General features: G+C 48.1%; 15 protein-coding genes. 11 read left to right on the plus strand and 4 right to left on the minus strand.

The features are described from left to right. Together plsX and Q0393_RS05220 are read left to right on the plus strand one after the other, a co-directional pair. Complete coding sequence (plsX, locus tag Q0393_RS05215; protein WP_298978432.1) at positions 1-999, plus strand: phosphate acyltransferase PlsX; 999 nt, start codon at positions 1-3, stop codon at positions 997-999. Next, positions 996-1,994, plus strand: coding sequence for a beta-ketoacyl-ACP synthase III (locus Q0393_RS05220; RefSeq protein WP_298978434.1), 999 nt, complete (start codon positions 996-998; stop codon positions 1,992-1,994). Before plsX ends, Q0393_RS05220 begins: the two co-directional genes overlap by 4 nt. A gap of 960 nt (positions 1,995-2,954) precedes the next feature. Here Q0393_RS05220 and Q0393_RS05225 read toward each other — a convergent pair. Beyond that, complete coding sequence (locus Q0393_RS05225) at positions 2,955-3,878, minus strand: methylenetetrahydrofolate reductase (RefSeq protein WP_298978436.1); 924 nt, start codon at positions 3,876-3,878, stop codon at positions 2,955-2,957. 94 nt (positions 3,879-3,972) lie between these two features. Between Q0393_RS05225 and Q0393_RS05230 the strand changes: the two genes are divergently transcribed. From Q0393_RS05230 to Q0393_RS05265, 8 genes are all read left to right on the plus strand, one after another. Then, the gene (locus tag Q0393_RS05230) at positions 3,973-6,264 is read left to right on the plus strand and encodes a DUF87 domain-containing protein (protein WP_298978438.1); all 2,292 of its coding nucleotides are present in this window, start codon (positions 3,973-3,975) and stop codon (positions 6,262-6,264) included. A 12-nt stretch (positions 6,265-6,276) separates the two neighbouring features. Continuing rightward, entirely contained in the window at positions 6,277-7,020 is a 744-nt protein-coding gene (gene plsY, locus Q0393_RS05235; protein ID WP_298978440.1) for a glycerol-3-phosphate 1-O-acyltransferase PlsY, read from the plus strand. Then, positions 7,017-7,334, plus strand: a complete 318-nt coding sequence (locus tag Q0393_RS05240) for a dihydroneopterin aldolase (protein WP_291939954.1) — start codon at positions 7,017-7,019, stop codon at positions 7,332-7,334. The genes plsY and Q0393_RS05240 overlap by 4 nt, the downstream gene beginning before the upstream one ends. A gap of 76 nt (positions 7,335-7,410) precedes the next feature. Beyond that, the gene (gene hsrA / locus Q0393_RS05245) at positions 7,411-8,082 is read left to right on the plus strand and encodes a homeostatic response regulator transcription factor HsrA (protein WP_005871260.1); all 672 of its coding nucleotides are present in this window, start codon (positions 7,411-7,413) and stop codon (positions 8,080-8,082) included. Positions 8,083-8,159: 77 nt separating this feature from the next. Then, complete coding sequence (locus Q0393_RS05250; protein WP_367179173.1) at positions 8,160-9,368, plus strand: sensor histidine kinase; 1,209 nt, start codon at positions 8,160-8,162, stop codon at positions 9,366-9,368. A gap of 49 nt (positions 9,369-9,417) precedes the next feature. Continuing rightward, positions 9,418-9,663, plus strand: coding sequence for a YfhL family 4Fe-4S dicluster ferredoxin (locus tag Q0393_RS05255; protein ID WP_005871264.1), 246 nt, complete (start codon positions 9,418-9,420; stop codon positions 9,661-9,663). Continuing rightward, entirely contained in the window at positions 9,664-11,106 is a 1,443-nt protein-coding gene (locus Q0393_RS05260) for a Ppx/GppA phosphatase family protein (protein ID WP_298978444.1), read from the plus strand. A 298-nt stretch (positions 11,107-11,404) separates the two neighbouring features. Beyond that, on the plus strand, positions 11,405-11,584 hold the full coding sequence (locus Q0393_RS05265; RefSeq protein ID WP_298978446.1) for a hypothetical protein: 180 nt from the start codon (positions 11,405-11,407) through the stop codon (positions 11,582-11,584). A 329-nt stretch (positions 11,585-11,913) separates the two neighbouring features. Here the strand turns inward: Q0393_RS05265 and Q0393_RS05270 are convergent, their stop codons facing one another. From Q0393_RS05270 to Q0393_RS05280, 3 genes are read right to left on the minus strand one after another with little or no spacing between them, the layout of a single operon-like run. Further along, on the minus strand, positions 11,914-12,219 hold the full coding sequence (locus tag Q0393_RS05270) for a metal-sulfur cluster assembly factor (protein WP_297942637.1): 306 nt from the start codon (positions 12,217-12,219) through the stop codon (positions 11,914-11,916). Further along, complete coding sequence (locus tag Q0393_RS05275; RefSeq protein WP_298978450.1) at positions 12,216-13,391, minus strand: peptidase M50; 1,176 nt, start codon at positions 13,389-13,391, stop codon at positions 12,216-12,218. The genes Q0393_RS05270 and Q0393_RS05275 overlap by 4 nt, the downstream gene beginning before the upstream one ends. A gap of 17 nt (positions 13,392-13,408) precedes the next feature. Continuing rightward, positions 13,409-13,753, minus strand: coding sequence for a hypothetical protein (locus tag Q0393_RS05280; protein ID WP_298978452.1), 345 nt, complete (start codon positions 13,751-13,753; stop codon positions 13,409-13,411). A gap of 144 nt (positions 13,754-13,897) precedes the next feature. Here Q0393_RS05280 and polA point away from each other — a divergent pair, with 144 nt between their 5' ends. Then, positions 13,898-16,714: a DNA polymerase I gene (gene polA, locus Q0393_RS05285; RefSeq protein ID WP_298978454.1), complete on the plus strand. Its 2,817-nt coding sequence runs from the start codon at positions 13,898-13,900 to the stop codon at positions 16,712-16,714. Positions 16,715-17,072 lie beyond the last annotated feature (358 nt).

A 17,072-nucleotide genomic window follows, 5' to 3' on the forward strand; every position in this document is an offset into this window, starting at 1 on the left:
ATGATTTCCGTTGCTATAGACGCGATGGGCGGTGATTTCGGCTGCGAGCCGATAATAAACGGAGTCGTAGATGCGCTGCGAGAGCGTAAATTTAATGCGTTTTTGGTAGGTGACGAAGCGCAAATCAAGCCTTTTATCCCGCAAGGTTATGGGTTTGAGAAGTATATCACTTACATAGCTGCAAGCGAAGTCTTTGAGATGAAAGAAGGTGCTACGGACGCTCTCAAACGCAAAGAAAGTAGCATCTTTAAAGCGGTCGATCTAGTAAAAGACGGCACATGCAAAGCCGTGGTATCCGCAGGACACAGCGGCGCTACGATGAGTCTTGCTACGCTTCGCATAGGAAGGCTGAAAGGCATTTTACGCCCGGCGATTGCTACGCTGATGCCAAATTCCATAGGTGGTCGCACGCTTGTGCTAGATGTGGGCGCTTATGTCGATTGTAAGCCTGAGAATTTGTTTCAATTTGCGATTATGGGCGAAGCATATGCCAAGGAGATTATGGGTTTAAACGCACCACGCATCGGCTTATTATCCAACGGCGAGGAGGATAGTAAAGGCAACGAGGTAACAAAAGAAACCTTTCATATGCTTAAAAAGATGCAAAATTTTATCGGTAATGTCGAAGGCAATCAAATTTTTGACGGCTCCGTGGATGTCGTAGTTTGCGATGGATTTATCGGCAACATTATGCTAAAATCCAGCGAAGGTGTCGCAAGCGCTATCGGCAAACTTATTAAAAACGAAACTAAAAAATCCCCGATCGCCATCGCAGGCTCCATCTTGATGAAGCGCGTCTTTAAAATTATCAAAAAAAGTACGGATTATGACGAATATGGCGGCGCGCCACTTTTAGGCGTCAAAGAATGCGTCATCATAAGCCACGGCAAAAGTACCCCGAAAGCCGTTAAAAACGCGATCTTTCAGGCGCTTAAATTTGCAGATTCTAAAATCAACTCCGCGATAGAAAGCGAAATTTCTTCAAACGAGCAAAAATGAAAAAAGCCTCAATGATCTCGATCGCAGCATACGCGCCGAGCGAAATTTTAACCAATTTCGATCTTGAAAAAATGGTTGAAACGAGCGATGAATGGATTGTCAAGCGCACAGGCATTCATGAGCGCCGCATAGCAAAGGGCGAGACCACTAGCGATTTGGGCATGAAGGCCGCGGTACTTGCGATCGAGCGTAGCGGGTTGCAAAAAAACGAGATCGATGCGATAATCTGCGCCACGATCTCGCCTGATTATTTCTGTATGCCCTCGACCGCGTGCGTCATCGCAGATAAACTGGGCTTAAATTTCGGCATCACGGCGTTTGATATAAATGCCGCCTGTACGGGCTTCATCTATCTTTTGGAGCTTGCAAAATCCCTCATCGAAAGCGGTGCTAAAAAACACGTGTTGATAATCGGCACGGAAAAGTTAAGCTCGATAGTCGATTGGAACGATCGCGCTACATGCATACTTTTCGGCGACGGCGCGGGCGCTGCGGTTATCGCGGCACGCGACGATAACGAAATCATCGACATTCATACCGCTAGCGACGGCAGCAAGGGCGATCTTCTCATCACCGCAGCCCCGGGTAGCGTCAATCCACTCAGCCAAAAAATCATTGACGAAAAGCTAGGTTTCATGCAGATGGCCGGGCGCGAGGTCTTTAAGATCGCGGTACCGACGCTTAGTAACGATGTCGTCGAGATTTTGGAGAAAAATAAAATTTCGCCCGAGCAGGTCGATCTTTTCATCCCGCATCAGGCAAATTTACGCATTATCGAGGCAGTCAAGGCTAGACTGGAATTTAGCGACGAACAGTGCGTGCTTACGATCGGTAAATACGGCAACACGAGCTCGGCGTCGATCCCGATGGCGATCAACGACGCTTACGAGAGCGGCAGACTCAAAAACGGCTCGCTTATGCTTTTGGATGCGTTCGGCGGCGGCTTTACGTGGGGCAGCGCGCTTTTGAAATTCGGCGGCAATAGTATAAACTAGCGCTTTTTAAATTTCATTGATCTTTGAATTTCGCCATATTTAAGAGTTAAATTCCAAGCTTATTTACAAAACTAATTTCAAATTTATATTTATTCCGAGTTAGGTTTCAAAATTTTAAAATGAAGCATTTGCGATTGAAAGCATATTATAATCTTGCGCAGTTAGCATATCGGCTTTTGCGTGAGATAGTAAAACGACGTTAGTCTTAGGTCTGCTGCTTTTTGGTGGCGGACTTGTAGAATATAAAAGAAATCAAATATGCGATAGCTTAAATGGGTGTTAATTTCAGCCGATTCTGCATTAACGGCTTTTAATTAGCTGCAAAGCTCGGCAAGTATTTTTACGGCGGCGTATGGTGGATCTTTTGAGCGACCTACACATAGGCTATAGAATAAAATTCAAATACCAAAACGCTCACAACAGCAAGCATCAAATTGCCTTAGATTTGAAATTTAGCATAAACGCCGGTAAATTTAAATCAAATACTACGAATGGAACAATAAGGGACGCTATGTCATGAGTACAGAAGCGTCGTATCTATATTGGGTTCGTTAAAACCTCCAGTTATCCCATCTCTCCGCTATACAATATGCTCTAAAAAAGGATAGGATATTAAAATTATCCAGCGGCGAGCCGGAGGGCGCGTTCACGTCAGCTGCATACTAAAGCGGTCAATGCACTTAGCTTTAGTGCGAAAGCTACAGCGGTTTATAGGTTTTGATGGTAAGTCTAGCTCAATGCCATTGCAAGCATTTAAAAATTTTGCACGAAATATCATCTTGCAGTTATGGACGACGGGTATTAAAGCATATAATTAGGGCTATTTTTTATAAATTTTAAGTTCAAATTCCATTTGGATAGAATTCCGATTTATTTTTTAGAAAGTGATCTAAAATTATTTAAAATTCCCCCGTTAACTTGGACTATCTAGCGTTTTGTTCGTGCGCCAGGTTTAAAATTTTAAATAACGTAAAATCCTAAATTCTCGTGCTTAAGGATAATTTTTCTGATCTCTTTTAGTAAGCTAAGCGAGGCTTCGATTTCGACGCGGCGGGTGCTTACGCTCTCGATGTTCGCGCCTACGCTTACGCCTTTTGCGAGGGCGTATTGGTAGATGAAATCAAACATCTCTGCGCACAGCGCTGTTGAACTTTGCAAAATATCGACGCTGCTTTGCAGTCGCTGCTGCAAAAAATCTGGCACCGAGATGCCAAGCCATTTCATAAACTCAAGCGTCTTTAGGCTGCCGCACGGCGTGAAAGTAAAGATTATAGGCACCCTTTTGCACTCCAAAGCGGCGTAATCGTCGATGAAATCTTTGGCATTTTGCACATTATAAACCGCCTGAGTGATAAAAAATTCGCACCCGTCCGCAGTCTTCTCCGCGATTTTTAGGTGCTCGTCGTGGCTCTTTTCATGGCGCTCGGGTATGCAGATGCCGCCTAGACAAAGATGCTGCGCTACAAGTCGCTTGATCTCGTAGGCGCGGCTTAGATGCAGTTTGCATTCTTCGTTTTTAGAGCTCGCCCCCACGAAAACACCCAGCCCGCTTGCGGCATGTCTTAGAATTTCGCAAAATTCCGCCTCGTCGTATTTGCCTACCGCGCGATAGATGATCGCTTCTTTATCGGTGTGTAGATACTGCGTGTAATATCGCGCAGGATCGATCGTATGCACAAAAGGAAAGGTCCGCTCATCTTTCGTGCGCGCACTTTCGTCTTGTAGATCGTAGATGACGATGCCGTCGCATTCGCATTCGCCTAGGCGTTGCGACCACGCCGTACCCAGGCGCTCGAGCTCGTCTTGAGAGGACGTGATTTTAGGCGGGACGATGCCGTAGAGTAGAATTCCGCTTTTTCCGTTTCTAATTTTTTCTTTTAACACTTGCCATTCCTTGATTTTTCGCACATTTTAGCAAATTTAAATTTAAAAATTTAAATGATATAATGCCGAGCAAATTGCAAATTTAAGGAACGCAATGAAAACGCTTCAAGAAAATTTAAAGCTTTTTTATCTGGGGCTTGAAAACGGCGAGCCGTTTTTGTATAAAAACAAGGATCTAACGACCCACGCGCTTATCATAGGAATGACCGGCAGCGGCAAGACTGGTCTTGGTATCACGCTGCTAGAGGAAGCTACGATCGATAATATCCCATCCATCATCATCGATCCAAAGGGCGATCTAACGAATTTAGCTCTTACTTTTCCGCAGATGAGGGCTGAGGATTTTGAGCCTTATATCGATGAGGCTGAGGCACAAAACAAAGGTCTTAGGGTGCGCGAGTACGCCGAGCAAACCGCAAATACCTGGCGCGAAGGTATCGAGGGCTCATATCAAGACCTGGCGCGAGTACAGCTTCTGAAAAATAGCGCCGATTTTAGAATTTATACGCCCAAATCAAGCGCAGGTCTTGGAATCAGCCTGCTAAGCGATTTTGAAGCGCCGAAGGGCTTAAACGAAGAGGATCTGAACAACTATGTAGGCGGTATCGCAACTAGCGTGCTAAGTCTGGCAGGGATCGGCAGCGATAATCTTAGCTCGCCGGAATTTTTACTAATCAGCCAAATTTTAACCTATCATTTTAACAAAGGCGAGGGGGTGAGCGTGGTGGATCTCATCGCGCAGATCGGCAACCCGCCTTTCGATAAAATCGGCGTTTTCGACGTTAATACCTTCTTTCCGAGCGATAAGCGAATGGCGCTTGCGATGAAGATTAACGCGCTCATCGCAAGCCCGAGTTTTAAGCTTTGGTGCGAGGGCGAGCGGCTAAATATCGCCAAGATGCTCTTTGATGAAAACGGCAGGGCGAGAGCGAATATATTTTCCATCGCGCATCTAAACGACGATGAGAGGATGTTTTTCGTCACGCTGCTTTTGGGCGAGATGATCAAATGGATGCGTACTACCAGCGGCACTAGCTCGCTGCGCGCAGTGCTTTATATGGATGAAATTTACGGCTTCTTCCCGCCAAACGGCAATCCACCGAGCAAAACCCCGATGCTTACGCTGCTGAAGCAGGCTCGTGCATTCGGACTTGGCTGCGTATTATCGACGCAAAACCCGGTCGATCTCGATTATAAGGGGCTTAGCAATATCGGTACGTGGTTTATCGGGCGCTTGCAGACCGCGCAGGATAAGGAGCGCGTTATCAGCGGCCTAAGCGGCATCGGCTCAAATCCGATCGATAAAAGCGTGCTGATGGAGAAAATTTCAAACCTCAAAAAGCGAAATTTTTTGGTAAAAAACATCAACGAGGACGTGCTGCGAGTGATCGAGACGCGCTTTGCGCTAAGCTATTTAAAGGGCCCTTTAAGCAACGAGCAAATTTCAAATTTAATGAAAGACAAAAAGGCTGAAATTTCGTCCGTGTCGGGCGCCGCGCAAGGCGTCAAATCCGCTGGTGCCGCCAAACCCGTAGTTTCTGCTGAAATTTCGCAGCTTTACAGCTACGGCGCGAGCCTTGAGCTAAGCCCGTATCTGTACGCAAGCGCAAAGATGCGATTTTGCGACAAGGGGGTCGATTTTACGCAGCAGCGCTCCTTTTTGCTATCGCTTTCGGACGCAAGTGAAATAGATTGGGGCGAGGCGAGTACGCGAGAAGTTGCAAATTTAAGCGGACAGGAGCAGGCGGGCTCGCTCTACGGCGCGCTTCCTAGCTTCATCGCGGGAGCAAAAAATTTAAACGCTCAGCTTAAAAGCTTTAAGGAGTGGCTATATCGCAATGAAAAACTCGAGCTTTTTAGCGCGCTTGATCTGCTCTCAAAACCGGGCGAGAGCAGGGAGGAGTTTTTTGTGCGCCTAAGCGATAAGGCGAATGAAATTTTAGAGGCGAAAACCGATGAAATCGCGGCTAAATTTGAAAAGGAAAAGGCGCGCCTTGAGGATAAAATTTCGCGCGCTAGCGAAAAATACGAGAAGGAAAAGGGCGACGTGCTAAGTCGCGGGGTGGATGCGGCGCTAAACATAGGTGGAGCGATCTTAGGCGCGTTTTTAGGCCGCTCGCGCAGCGCTAGCAATATCTCTAAAGCGATCAGCGGAGCTAAAAGCGCGCATAAAATTTTAAACGAACGAAGCGAAGCCAAAAATGCCGAAAATAGCCTAAGCGCGCTACAAGAGGAGCTGGAGGTGCTTACGCAGAAATTTGAAGCTGAAGTGGACGCGCTAAAACAGAGCCTGGATCTAAAAAATATTAAACTCGAAACGAAAGAAATTTCGCCGAAGAAAACCGACATCTACGACGAGAAAATTTCGCTACTTTGGAAGAGCTAAAGGGAGAATTTTATGGATAAACTTAGTGAAATTTTAAATATCATATACGCCGCTCTCTGCGATCCTAGCTCAAAATATTTTCTAGGAGATGAGCATGGAATTCTAGGAAGCGGAATTCTTGGAATTTTATATAGGACATTTACGGCGCCGAATTTTTGGTGCTACTTTGCTGCGTATCTGATCGCTGCGATCCCCTTTGGGCTTTTGATCGGCAAATACCTAGGCGGCGTGGATATCAAAAGCGAGGGCAGTGGCTCCATAGGCGCTACCAACGTCCTTCGCGTCTTAAAAACTCGCGATCCGCAAAAAGCAAAAAAGCTCGCGATCCTCACCGTCGCCTGCGACGCGCTAAAGGGCATCCTGCCGATACTGATTGCGCGTGCTTTAGGCTTTGATGAAAACGTGCTATGGAGCATGGCTGTCTTTGCAGTACTTGGGCATTGCTTTAGTCCGTATCTGAAATTTAACGGCGGCAAGGGCATTGCGACGGGAGCCGGCGTGCTTGCTTGCTTTATTCCTATCGAGCTCATTATCGCGCTTGCCGTTTGGTTTGTAGTCGGCAAGACGGTTAAAATTTCATCCGTAGCATCGCTCGCAGCGGCGCTTGCGCTAGTTATCGCTAGCTACGTGATCCATCCGCAGATGCCAGCGATCAACACTCATGCGCCGATCTTTCTGATAGTTTTCATCGTATTTTACAAACACGCGCCGAATATCGCCAGGCTGCTTAAGGGCGAGGAAAAGCGCGTAGTATGATTAAAATTTTAATTGAAAAGCTGGAATTTGGCACGATAATCGGGACGCTGGATTTTGAGCGCAAGCGCGAGCAGCGCGTCTGGGTGTGGGCGAAGTTCGGAGCGGAGGAATTTATCGACTATGCGCGGGTTTGCGAATATATCAAAGCGGAGTTCCGCGAGAAAAAATTTCGCCTCGTAGAGGACGCGCTAAAATACTTCGCGCAGGAGTTTCACTCAAAATTTCGATCGATGGATTATTTTTATATGAAAATTTTAAAGCCCGAAATTTTACAAGACGCGAGCGTCGGCGCGGAAATAGAGATAAAATTTTAAAATTTCTTTAAAAAATCTTGAAATTTTGCTTAAAATATGTTAAAATCACCGCAAAATTTTAAGGCAAGGAAATTAAATGAGAATTTTAATAGTCGAGGACGAGGTGACTTTAAACAAGACGATAGCGGAGGGCTTGATGGAGTTCGGCTATCAGACGGATACTTCCGAGAGTTTTAAGGACGCAGAGTATTATATCGGCATTAGAAATTATGATTTGGTGCTAACCGATTGGATGCTAGCTGACGGCAACGGCATCGATCTCATCGCATTGGTTAAGCAAAAATCCGCGCGCACCTCCGTCGTCGTGCTATCTGCAAAAGACGATAAAGAAAGCGAGATCAAAGCGCTTCGCGCGGGCGCGGACGATTTTATCAAAAAACCTTTCGATTTTGATGTTTTAGTAGCGCGTCTCGAAGCTAGACTTCGCTTCGGCGGCTCAAATATCATCAAAATCGACGATCTCATCATCGATCCGGATGAGGAAAAGATCACATATCTAGGTCAAGAGATCGAGCTTAAGGGCAAGCCGTTTGAGGTGCTAACTCACTTGGCGCGCCACAGCGATCAGATCGTCAGTAAAGAGCAGCTATTAGATGCTATCTGGGAGGAGCCTGAGCTCGTTACGCCAAACGTCATCGAAGTCGCGATCAATCAAATCCGCCAGAAAATGGATAAGCCTCTAAATATCTCTACGATCGAGACCGTTCGCAGACGCGGATATAGATTTTGCTTTCCACAAAAAGCCTAAGAGTCCGCTTTGTAATACAATTAGCATCCGCTTCGTTGATGCTAATTGTCATTTTTTCGGTAATGCTCTATAATTATATGAGAATTACCATCTTCGAAACTCCCGTTCAAAATTTAATCCAAAGAGCGCAAAAAATCGTAGACGCCTCCGTGCCGCCTGAGAAAATTTCATCTTTTTTACAAGACGCTTCCGGTGAATACGAAAGCAAAATCATCGAAAACGAAAGTATCAATAAACCTAAATTTATCGAAAGCTCCGAGGGCGGCAGGAGCTATTTGCAGCTGCACTATCCCTACGACAAGGATAAAATTTTAAGCATCAAAGCAGATGTGAGCGTTTATGCAAACATCGTAAATCAAATACTCATCGACATCATTTTGGTAAATTTGACGATGATATTTTTGGTGGTGTTTTACGCGATGTTTCTTTCGCGCATGCTACTAATGCCGATTAAGCTGATCAGCCAAAGGCTCGCTTCGGTGGATGAAAAATTTCTAAAGCCGATCGACGCAGCGGAAATTCCAAGTGAATTTAGCCCGCTTTCAAACAGCATCAACCGCCTACTTGAGCGCATCGAGACTTTCATTTTGTATCAAAAAGAGCTTTTTATCGGTATCGCGCACGAGCTTAAAACTCCGCTAGCGGTGATGAAAACCAAAAACGAAGTGACGCTGATTAAACCGCGCGAGAGCGAGAAATATATCGAGGCGCTTAAAAACAATAATGATTCGATCGATAGTATGAATAAGATGATCAGCTCCATTCTGGAGATTGGACGGCAGGAGGGGGCGCAGTTTGAGGCGCCCGAGCAGACCGATATGATCGCGTATCTACGGGAGCTATGCGTGGGCTTTAAAATTTTAGCGCGTACGGCGGGCAAGGACTTGACGATGGATCTTAAGCCCGAACAGCTTGAAATTTCGGTGCAGAAAAGTCTCTTTATGCACGTGATTCAAAATTTTATCCAAAACGCCATAAAATTTTCTCCTGATGGCGAAAAAGTACTGATCGAGAGCGAAATTTCGGACGGAAATTTCATAGTGCGGGTCGCAAACAAAGGCGAGCCGCTTAACGAAGAGATTGATTATTTTGCCCCTTTTAAGCGCTATGGCGACAAGCCGGGGGCGGGGCTCGGGCTATTCTTAGCCAAAAATGCTGCTCAAGCGATGGGCGCGCAAGTAGATCTTAAAAACGATGAAGCGCGCTTGCTAATCGTCGCAATTTTCAAGCTTCCGCTAAAAAATTTAAGAAATAGCCCGAAATTCCGCTATTTTAAAACAAAATGAAGCTTTTTATGGTATAAACGCCATAATTTTTTTCGTAAGGTAAAATTATATGTCATTGTTGATTACAAAAGAATGCATCAGTTGCGACGCGTGCCGCGAGGAATGCCCTAATGAAGCGATTTTCGAGGATGAGCCGATATACATCATAGACGCCGATCGATGTTGCGAGTGCGTAGATGATTACTCCGAGCCCGCTTGCATCGTGGTCTGCCCGGTCGAGTGTATCATCACCGATCCCGATAATATCGAGACGGCGGACGAGCTGAAATACAAACACGTCCATATGGAAATTTAAATGCCCAAGCGCGTCGCAGTCATAGATCTGGGCTCAAATTCCGCCAGAGCCGTGATTTTTGAGCGCACGAGCAGGCTCGGATTTTTCATCTTGGCCGAGCACAAGATCAAGATCCGCCTAGGCGAGGGCGCCTACGAAAACGGCGGAATTTTAACTTCCGAAGCGATGCAAAAATGCCTACTCGCGTTTAAAAAATTTAAAACCCTGGTATGCAATTACAAGGCTAAACGCGTGCTTTGCATCGGTACATCCGCGCTTCGCGATGCGCCGAACGGAGCCGAGTTTATAAATCTCGTTCGCAAGCAAACGGGCATTGCGATCCGCAAGATAGACGGGCAGATGGAGGCGTATCTGGGCGCCTATGCAGCGCAAAATTTGCTTAGCGACTTTTCCGAGGGCGTTACGCTTGACATCGGCGGCGGCTCGACTGAGCTTGCTTACATAAAAAACGGCAGAATAGAAAATAAAATTTCTTTAAATTTAGGCACGGTGCGGCTAAAGGAGCTATTTTTCGACCGCGGCGACACAAAGGGGCTGGAGAAATACATAAATAGCGCGATCTCGCAGGTAGGCTCCGAGTTTCGCACGCAAAATTTAATTGTAATGGGCGGCTCCGCGCGAGCGCTTTCCGGCGCCGTGATGAGCCTGCAAAACCATCCGCTAAAGATCGTGCATAATTTCAGCTATGATTATGAAAAATACGCGCCGTTTTTTGCCAAGTTGATGAGCGCAAAGACGCTTGATCTGGCGAAATTCCCGATCAAAAAGGACCGCTACGACACGATCAGAGAGGGCGCCATTATCTTTGATAAGATCGTAAGGCGCCTGGGGGCGAAAAAGATCATCACAAGCGGCGTGGGAGTGCGAGAGGGAGCGTTTTTAAGCTCGATTCTGCGCGGCGCAAACCTACCTAGAAGCTTTAATCCGAGCCTAAGAAGCCTCAAAGATCGCTTCGCTTCCGAGCCTAGCGAGGCTCCGAAGTTCGCAAAGGCGCTATTTTGCGCGCTATCGCCGCTACACGGCTTGAGCGAAAAATATATTAAAATTCTTCAGACCGCGGCATCGCTTTGCGAGATCGGGCGGGCGATCGGCTTTTACGCCAAGCATGAAACCAGCGCGGATATAGTGCTCGGCGGGCTGAACTACCGCACGACGCACAAAGAAAAGGCGCTCATAGCCGCGATCATCTCGATGCACGGCAAGCGCGAGCTGGGCGCTACGTTCGCGCCTTTGAGCGCGATTTTGCCGGACGCCGCCAAGCTTGCCTGGCTGAGCTATATTTTGGAGCTTGCGCGCCTCTTAAGCGAAAACGCGCTGAAAAATTTAGAATTTAGTTTTGAAAATTCCACTCTTAAAATCTCCGGTGCCGATAATTTGATAATGCTTAAAGGAAGCCTTAAAAAGCTCTCAAAGCCCGCAATTTTCGCCGTAAATTTCGTCTAAATTTAGCTTTAAATTTAACCGCTTGTCGCGTATTGCAGAGCTGCTTTAAATTTTATTTAGCCGCGTTACGCCTATTTGCGAAAATTTTAATCAAACGTGCGTGCAGGTTTGGTTTATCTTTTAGTTTGAAATTTTAACTCCTGTAGCGAGATTTGAGAGCTACGCTCATACACATAGCGATTAAATTCCGTTTTTTTAAAATTTTATTGCGCGGTTTGCAAGACCTCGCGGTGCTATCCGCGACTCTTGCGACTGAATTTAAATTACGATTCACTCCGTACGGAGCGCTGTTTTGCGGGTGGGTAAGCGGATTGTAAGGTGGGTAAGTAAACAGGCGCGAGAGCAGGCGAGCGAGTTGGTTGGCGGGCAGGCTGGATGCACGGGCGGAGCGGCGAAATTTAAAACATTTGCGCCGCGCGGTATCTTGCAAGCCACAAATCATTTGATGGCGCTCGTCAAATCGCGGTTGTGCGGCTAAATTTTATATCGTGCAAATTTATAACCAAGCGATAATCAAACGGCGTGGCAAAATTTAATTGAGTTAAATTTTAAATCACTCAAATTTAAAACGGCGACGAGAAATCGCGCCGGAGCAAGAATGCTTGGCTATCTGCGTAGCGCTCCGGTGATTTGCGCAGCGTCATAGCGATACGCGCAGTGTCTTTGGGCGATCTGTGCAAGCGCGCTCTAGATTTCGTACAGCGCCTCAGAGCCGATCCGTAAAAGTACCATGGCGGCTATCCGTGCAGCGTCTAGACCGATCCGCGGAAGCGTCCCGACATCCGCGGAAGCGGTCCTATGCGAGCCCTAAAATCGCCCCAGAGCCTCTTTGACGTGATCCTCCGCCATATCGATATTCCACATCGGCTCAAAGACGAGATCAATCTCTACTTCGCCGACGCCCTCCACGCTCTCGGCACCCGCGCGCACCCATTCCACCATCATCTCATGCAGCGGGCACGACTGAGTCGATAGCGTCATCGTGACTTTGACGTTGTTCGCCTCATCTACCGCTACGTCGTAGATGAGTCCTAGCGACACGACGTCAAAGCCGACCTCGGGATCCACCACGGCGCGAAGCGCGTCGTAAATTTGCTCCTTCGTTACTTTCATTTTTCCTCTCCGAATTTTATGTAGTTAAAGATATTTACGATGTTGATTAGCACCAAAATTATGCTTACCGCTTGCAAGATAACCGCAGGCGTTAGCGCTCCAAAGCCCGCACACACAAGCGCCAATACGTTCGGTACGCAGGCTGCGTAGGCGATCTTTTTGATTATCATATCCTCGAGCATAGGGATTTTGCGCTTGCCGACGAAGGGCGAGACGTAGTGATACCAGATGAGAAAGGGCGCGATTTTATAAAGGTGCGCGACGATGAAGGCGAACAAAAAGCCGTATAGCAGCCAAAACGCCGCCAAATCCGCGCGACCTGCGAGCCAAAATACCGCGCTAAATCCCAAAGCTGCGAGCGATATGTAGACGTTTAAATTCCAATAATCGATCGCTTTTCGCACTCGCCTGGCTAGGATGTAGATCGCCTGAGCCGCAAAGCTCGCAAGCGCGGCAAATGCGATGAAAATTCCAAAGTCTTTTAGCAAAAACGGCCCTGCGAGCAGATACAGCGCCAGCGAAGCTTTTGCTAGTGCGAAGTTTAGATCGTGCGCCAGGCTAAACATCGGCAGCAGCACGCACGCAGCGCCTACGATGACGAAAAACACGAAGCCTAGCACGAAGTATATGTGATAGGATAAAATTTCTGAAAAATACACTCCGAAAATCTCCACGCCGCTAAGCGCTAGCACGAGGGCAAAGCCAAGGCTGATCCCTACGGCTAAAAACGCAGCCGAGATCGCAAGCGCTACGGCGGGGAAGCTCCATTTGGGCGTGCCGATGAAGCTTAGTGCGTAGCAGATCGTAAAATAAAATAGACTAAGCAGCAAAACGGCGCCGCCTGCGTGCATCAAAGGGATGCTTGAAAGCAGCAATCCCGCGCTTAGTAGAGCCACGCCTGCGCCGTAGGCGAGGAGATTTAAAAACGCAAATTTGACGGTGAAAAATTCCTTTTGGATGATGACGGAGGTGAGCTGATAGAGCGCTCCGATGATTATGCTGATTACAAATCCTAGCAAAAATACGTGAAAAAAGCTCGCCGTCTGCGGCGCCTGGATCGCGCCGAAATCAGCCTTTAAAAAGCTCGCCGCGCTTAGCAGCAAAAAGATAAAGCCGCAGATGAAATAGCCGCCTACGATGCGAAACGGCGGCGAAAAGGTCGTGATATTCATCTAAATTTTAAAGCCCTTTAGCCGTGGCACTTCGCGTCGGTATCAAAGCCCTCATTGACCGCGCCGGGCTTTAGACTGATGGTGAGCTTGACCGCGTCGCCGCCCAGATCCTCGCGGGCAATGTCAAATTTAGACTCGATCTTCGGGATTAGCCCCATCGGAAATTTATGATTGACCATGACCACCTTTTTGGTTTCGTCTTTTACGAAATTTAGCGCCACCAGCGCATTTACCATCGGCTCGGGCGGGACGCATTTGCGCGAATCAAAGCCGATGTATTCTACGCCGCCTTGCGATTTTTTATAAAATTTCACCGTAGCGCCCGCTGCGTCGAACTCCTGCCAGTCTGTAAAAAAATCCATACCTGATCCTTTTTTAAAATTTCGCGCGATTATATAGCAAATTTTAAAATTTTGAAATGAGGTAGGTCAAGTCCTATTTGGAATTTGTAAATTTAGCCGAATTTTAATACACTACGCGTTAAAATTCTAAATCCGAGGACCATTATGCAGACCATCACGATCATCGATACGTTCGGCTTTTTTTTCAGGCTCTACTACGCTATGAGCGGGCTTAAGACCAAAGACGGCAAACCCAGCGGCATGGTGAGCGGATTTGCGAGCTTCATCGCAAATCTTTCGAAGGAATTTAAGAGCGATTATATAATTTTCGCTCTGGATAGTAAAGGCAAGACCTTCCGCTCGGATATCGATCCGAACTACAAAACCAACCGCCAAGCCCCGCCGCCCGCGCTTTTGCAGCAGCTGCCGGTTTGCATCGAGATGATCGAAAAGATGGGGCTTTACTCGCTCGGACGCGAGGGCTACGAAGCGGACGATCTCATCGCAAGCGTCGTTAAAAAGCACGGCGCCACGCATAAAATCAACATCGTTACCTCCGACAAGGATCTGTATCAGCTCATCGGCGAAAACGTTAAAATTTACAGCCACGGCAAAAAGATGCTTTACGGAAGAGACGAGTGCTTGCAGCGCTACGGCGTCTATCCCGAGCAGATCGTGGATTTTTTAGCGATCTGCGGCGATAGCGCCGATAATATCCCGGGCGTGCGCGGCATCGGCGACAAAGGAGCGAAGAAGCTTTTAGACGAATGGGGCTCGCTTGATGGGATCTATTCAAATTTAGACCGCCTGCCGCAAAACAAACAGCGCGAGTATCTGATAGAGGGGAAGCAGAGCGCCTACATAAGCAAGCGCCTGGCCACGCTTTACGACGAGCTGGAAATCCCGCCTTTAGAGGACGCAAAATTCCCGCAGCAAAATCCGCTTTTTAAAATCCGCGAAATTTTAAAAGATTACGCGCTAAACAGACTGCTGTCCGCGTTAAGCTTGCAAGAGCAGAACGGACTTGATCTTTGGGGCGAGGGCAAAAGCGCGGGCGCAAAAAGCTTCGTTTTGGGCGCGGGCGGCAAAGGCTCCAGCACAGAGCCGTCTCGCGGCGGATCTATCTTGGACGCTGCCGTAGGGGGGCTAGACGGGCAAAATTCTATCTCAGGCGGTTCTGCTTGCGGCGGGCAAAGCTGCGAGAGCGCTTTTAAAACGCCCTTTGAGCCTGTTTGCATTACCGATGCCGCGGAGCTTGCGAGGCTGTGCGAGAGCGTCAGCACCGAGACCTTGGTGAGCTTCGATACGGAAACCACTAGCATCGACAGCAAAAGCGCCAGGATCGTGGGCTTTTCGTTTGCGTTTAATGAGGAGTGCGCCTATTACGTCCCGCTCGCGCATAGCTATTTGGGCGCTCCTGTTCAAATTTCTTCGGAAGCGGCAAAGGTCGCGATCGGCTCGCTGTTTAACGGATATGTAGTGGGGCAAAATTTAAAATACGATTTTGAGATTGTGAAAAATAATTTTAATATCGAGCCGCCTGCGCGCTTTGCCGATACGATGGTGTTAGCGTGGCTGCTCGATCCCGCAAACGCCGTGGGGATGGACTCTATCTCGCCGCGGTATCTTGGGTATGAGACTGTGCATTTCGGCGACGTCGTCAAAAAGGGCGAGACCTTCGCCTCCGTGGAGCTGGACGCCGCTACGATCTATGCGAGCGAGGATGCGTGGGTGACGCTGAGGCTATATTTTAAGCTCAAGGGGCTGCTAGAGCCTGCGCTTTTTAAGCTCGCGCAGGAGCTTGAGTTCCCGTTTGTGCGGGTACTTTGGCAGATGCAAAGATGCGGCATCAAGATAGACGCGGAGATGATAAAGCGCCTAATCGCGCGCAACGAAAAGTCCCTGCGAGCGCTCACGGATGAAATTTACGAGCTTTGCGGCGAGCAGTTTAATATAAACTCCCCCGCTCAGCTCGGCGCCGTGCTTTTCGAGCGGCTCGGGCTACCTGCGGCGAAGCGCACCAAGACGGGCTACAGCACCGACGAAAGCGTGCTGAAAGATCTTAAGGCGCTGCATCCCGCAGTGGGTAAAATTTTAGACTACCGCGAGCTGTTTAAGCTGCAAAGCACCTACTGCGAGCCGCTGCTACAGCTTGCCCTTGCAGATCCGCAAAACCGCGTCAGATCGAATTTCTTGCAGACCGGCACGGCTACCGGGCGGCTAGCGAGCAAAAATCCGAACCTACAAAATATCCCCGCGCGCGGCACCTTTGCAAAGGACGTGCGAGACTGCTTCCTAGCAGACGAAGGCTACTCGCTGATCTCGCTTGATTACTCGCAGATCGAGCTGCGCCTGCTCGCGCACTTTTCGCGCGATCCTGCGCTTTTGGCGGCGTTTAGGGCGGATGAGGACATTCACGCGCGCACGGCGATCAGCATCTTCGGCGACGCGCAGCCCGCGCACCGCACGATCGCAAAGAGCATAAATTTCGGCCTCATCTACGGCATGGGTGCGGGTAAGCTAAGCGATAGCCTAGGTATCGCGCGCGCCGAGGCGAAAGGCTATATCGAGCGCTATTTCGCGGCGTTTTCCACGATTAAAGAGTTTTTGCAAAGCATAAAATCGGACGCGAAAGCAGACGGCTACGTAAGCACGCTTTTTGGGCGCAGGCGCTACTTCGACTTCGCAAACGCGCGTAACAACATGGTCTATGCGAGCTACGAGCGCGAGGCGGTGAATACGAAATTTCAAGGCTCCGCCGCCGACATCATCAAAAAGGCGATGGTTGAGATTTCGCCGCTGCTAAACGACGAGGCGCGGCTGATATTGCAGATCCACGACGAGCTGATCTTCGAGGTGCGGGACGATTTGGCGCAGAGCTTCGGCGAGCGTGCGCAGGAGATAATGCAAAGCGCGGCGAGCCTAAACGTGCCGCTAAAGACGAGCCTAAACATCGCCAAGCGCTGGGGCGAGCTGAAGTAACTCCGCTAAATTTAAAGCGCGGCTAAAATTTTAAGCGGAATTTAAACGGTGCGCGGAATTTTAAATTTTGAGCAGGACAGAGCCTAAATTTGCTCGTTTGATAAATTTGATTGCTCTAAATTTAGACCGAGCAGTTGGCGTGGTGCGGCACAGATCCGCCGCCGTCTTTAAATTTTTGATTAAATTTAAGCTCTTCGCTTAGCAATATCAAACGGCGGTTAGATAGATTTATCCGAATTAAATTTAAACAATGTGTTTTAGCAAGAGGTCTGGGTAAATCTTGCCGTGCGTATAAATTAAAATGGCTCTCTTTAACTTAAGCTCACACAAAGGAGCAGTAAGTTACGATGGATACTAT

The sequence above is a fragment of the uncultured Campylobacter sp. genome, from assembly GCF_938015785.1.
In the GTDB taxonomy this organism is placed as follows: Bacteria; Campylobacterota; Campylobacteria; order Campylobacterales; family Campylobacteraceae; genus Campylobacter_B.

Excerpts from the sequence above, each read along its gene's own strand:
- plsX (WP_298978432.1), top strand. The coding sequence starts at position 1 with ATGATTTCCGTTGCTATAGACGCGATGGGCGGTGATTTCGGCTGCGAG.
- Q0393_RS05220 (WP_298978434.1), top strand. The coding sequence starts at position 996 with ATGAAAAAAGCCTCAATGATCTCGATCGCAGCATACGCGCCGAGCGAA.
- Q0393_RS05230 (WP_298978438.1), top strand. The coding sequence starts at position 3,973 with ATGAAAACGCTTCAAGAAAATTTAAAGCTTTTTTATCTGGGGCTTGAA.
- plsY (WP_298978440.1), top strand. The coding sequence starts at position 6,277 with ATGGATAAACTTAGTGAAATTTTAAATATCATATACGCCGCTCTCTGC.
- Q0393_RS05240 (WP_291939954.1), top strand. The coding sequence starts at position 7,017 with ATGATTAAAATTTTAATTGAAAAGCTGGAATTTGGCACGATAATCGGG.
- hsrA (WP_005871260.1), top strand. The coding sequence starts at position 7,411 with ATGAGAATTTTAATAGTCGAGGACGAGGTGACTTTAAACAAGACGATA.
- Q0393_RS05250 (WP_367179173.1), top strand. The coding sequence starts at position 8,160 with ATGAGAATTACCATCTTCGAAACTCCCGTTCAAAATTTAATCCAAAGA.
- Q0393_RS05255 (WP_005871264.1), top strand. The coding sequence starts at position 9,418 with ATGTCATTGTTGATTACAAAAGAATGCATCAGTTGCGACGCGTGCCGC.
- Q0393_RS05260 (WP_298978444.1), top strand. The coding sequence starts at position 9,664 with ATGCCCAAGCGCGTCGCAGTCATAGATCTGGGCTCAAATTCCGCCAGA.
- Q0393_RS05270 (WP_297942637.1), bottom strand. The coding sequence starts at position 12,219 with ATGAAAGTAACGAAGGAGCAAATTTACGACGCGCTTCGCGCCGTGGTG.
- Q0393_RS05275 (WP_298978450.1), bottom strand. The coding sequence starts at position 13,391 with ATGAATATCACGACCTTTTCGCCGCCGTTTCGCATCGTAGGCGGCTAT.
- Q0393_RS05280 (WP_298978452.1), bottom strand. The coding sequence starts at position 13,753 with ATGGATTTTTTTACAGACTGGCAGGAGTTCGACGCAGCGGGCGCTACG.
- polA (WP_298978454.1), top strand. The coding sequence starts at position 13,898 with ATGCAGACCATCACGATCATCGATACGTTCGGCTTTTTTTTCAGGCTC.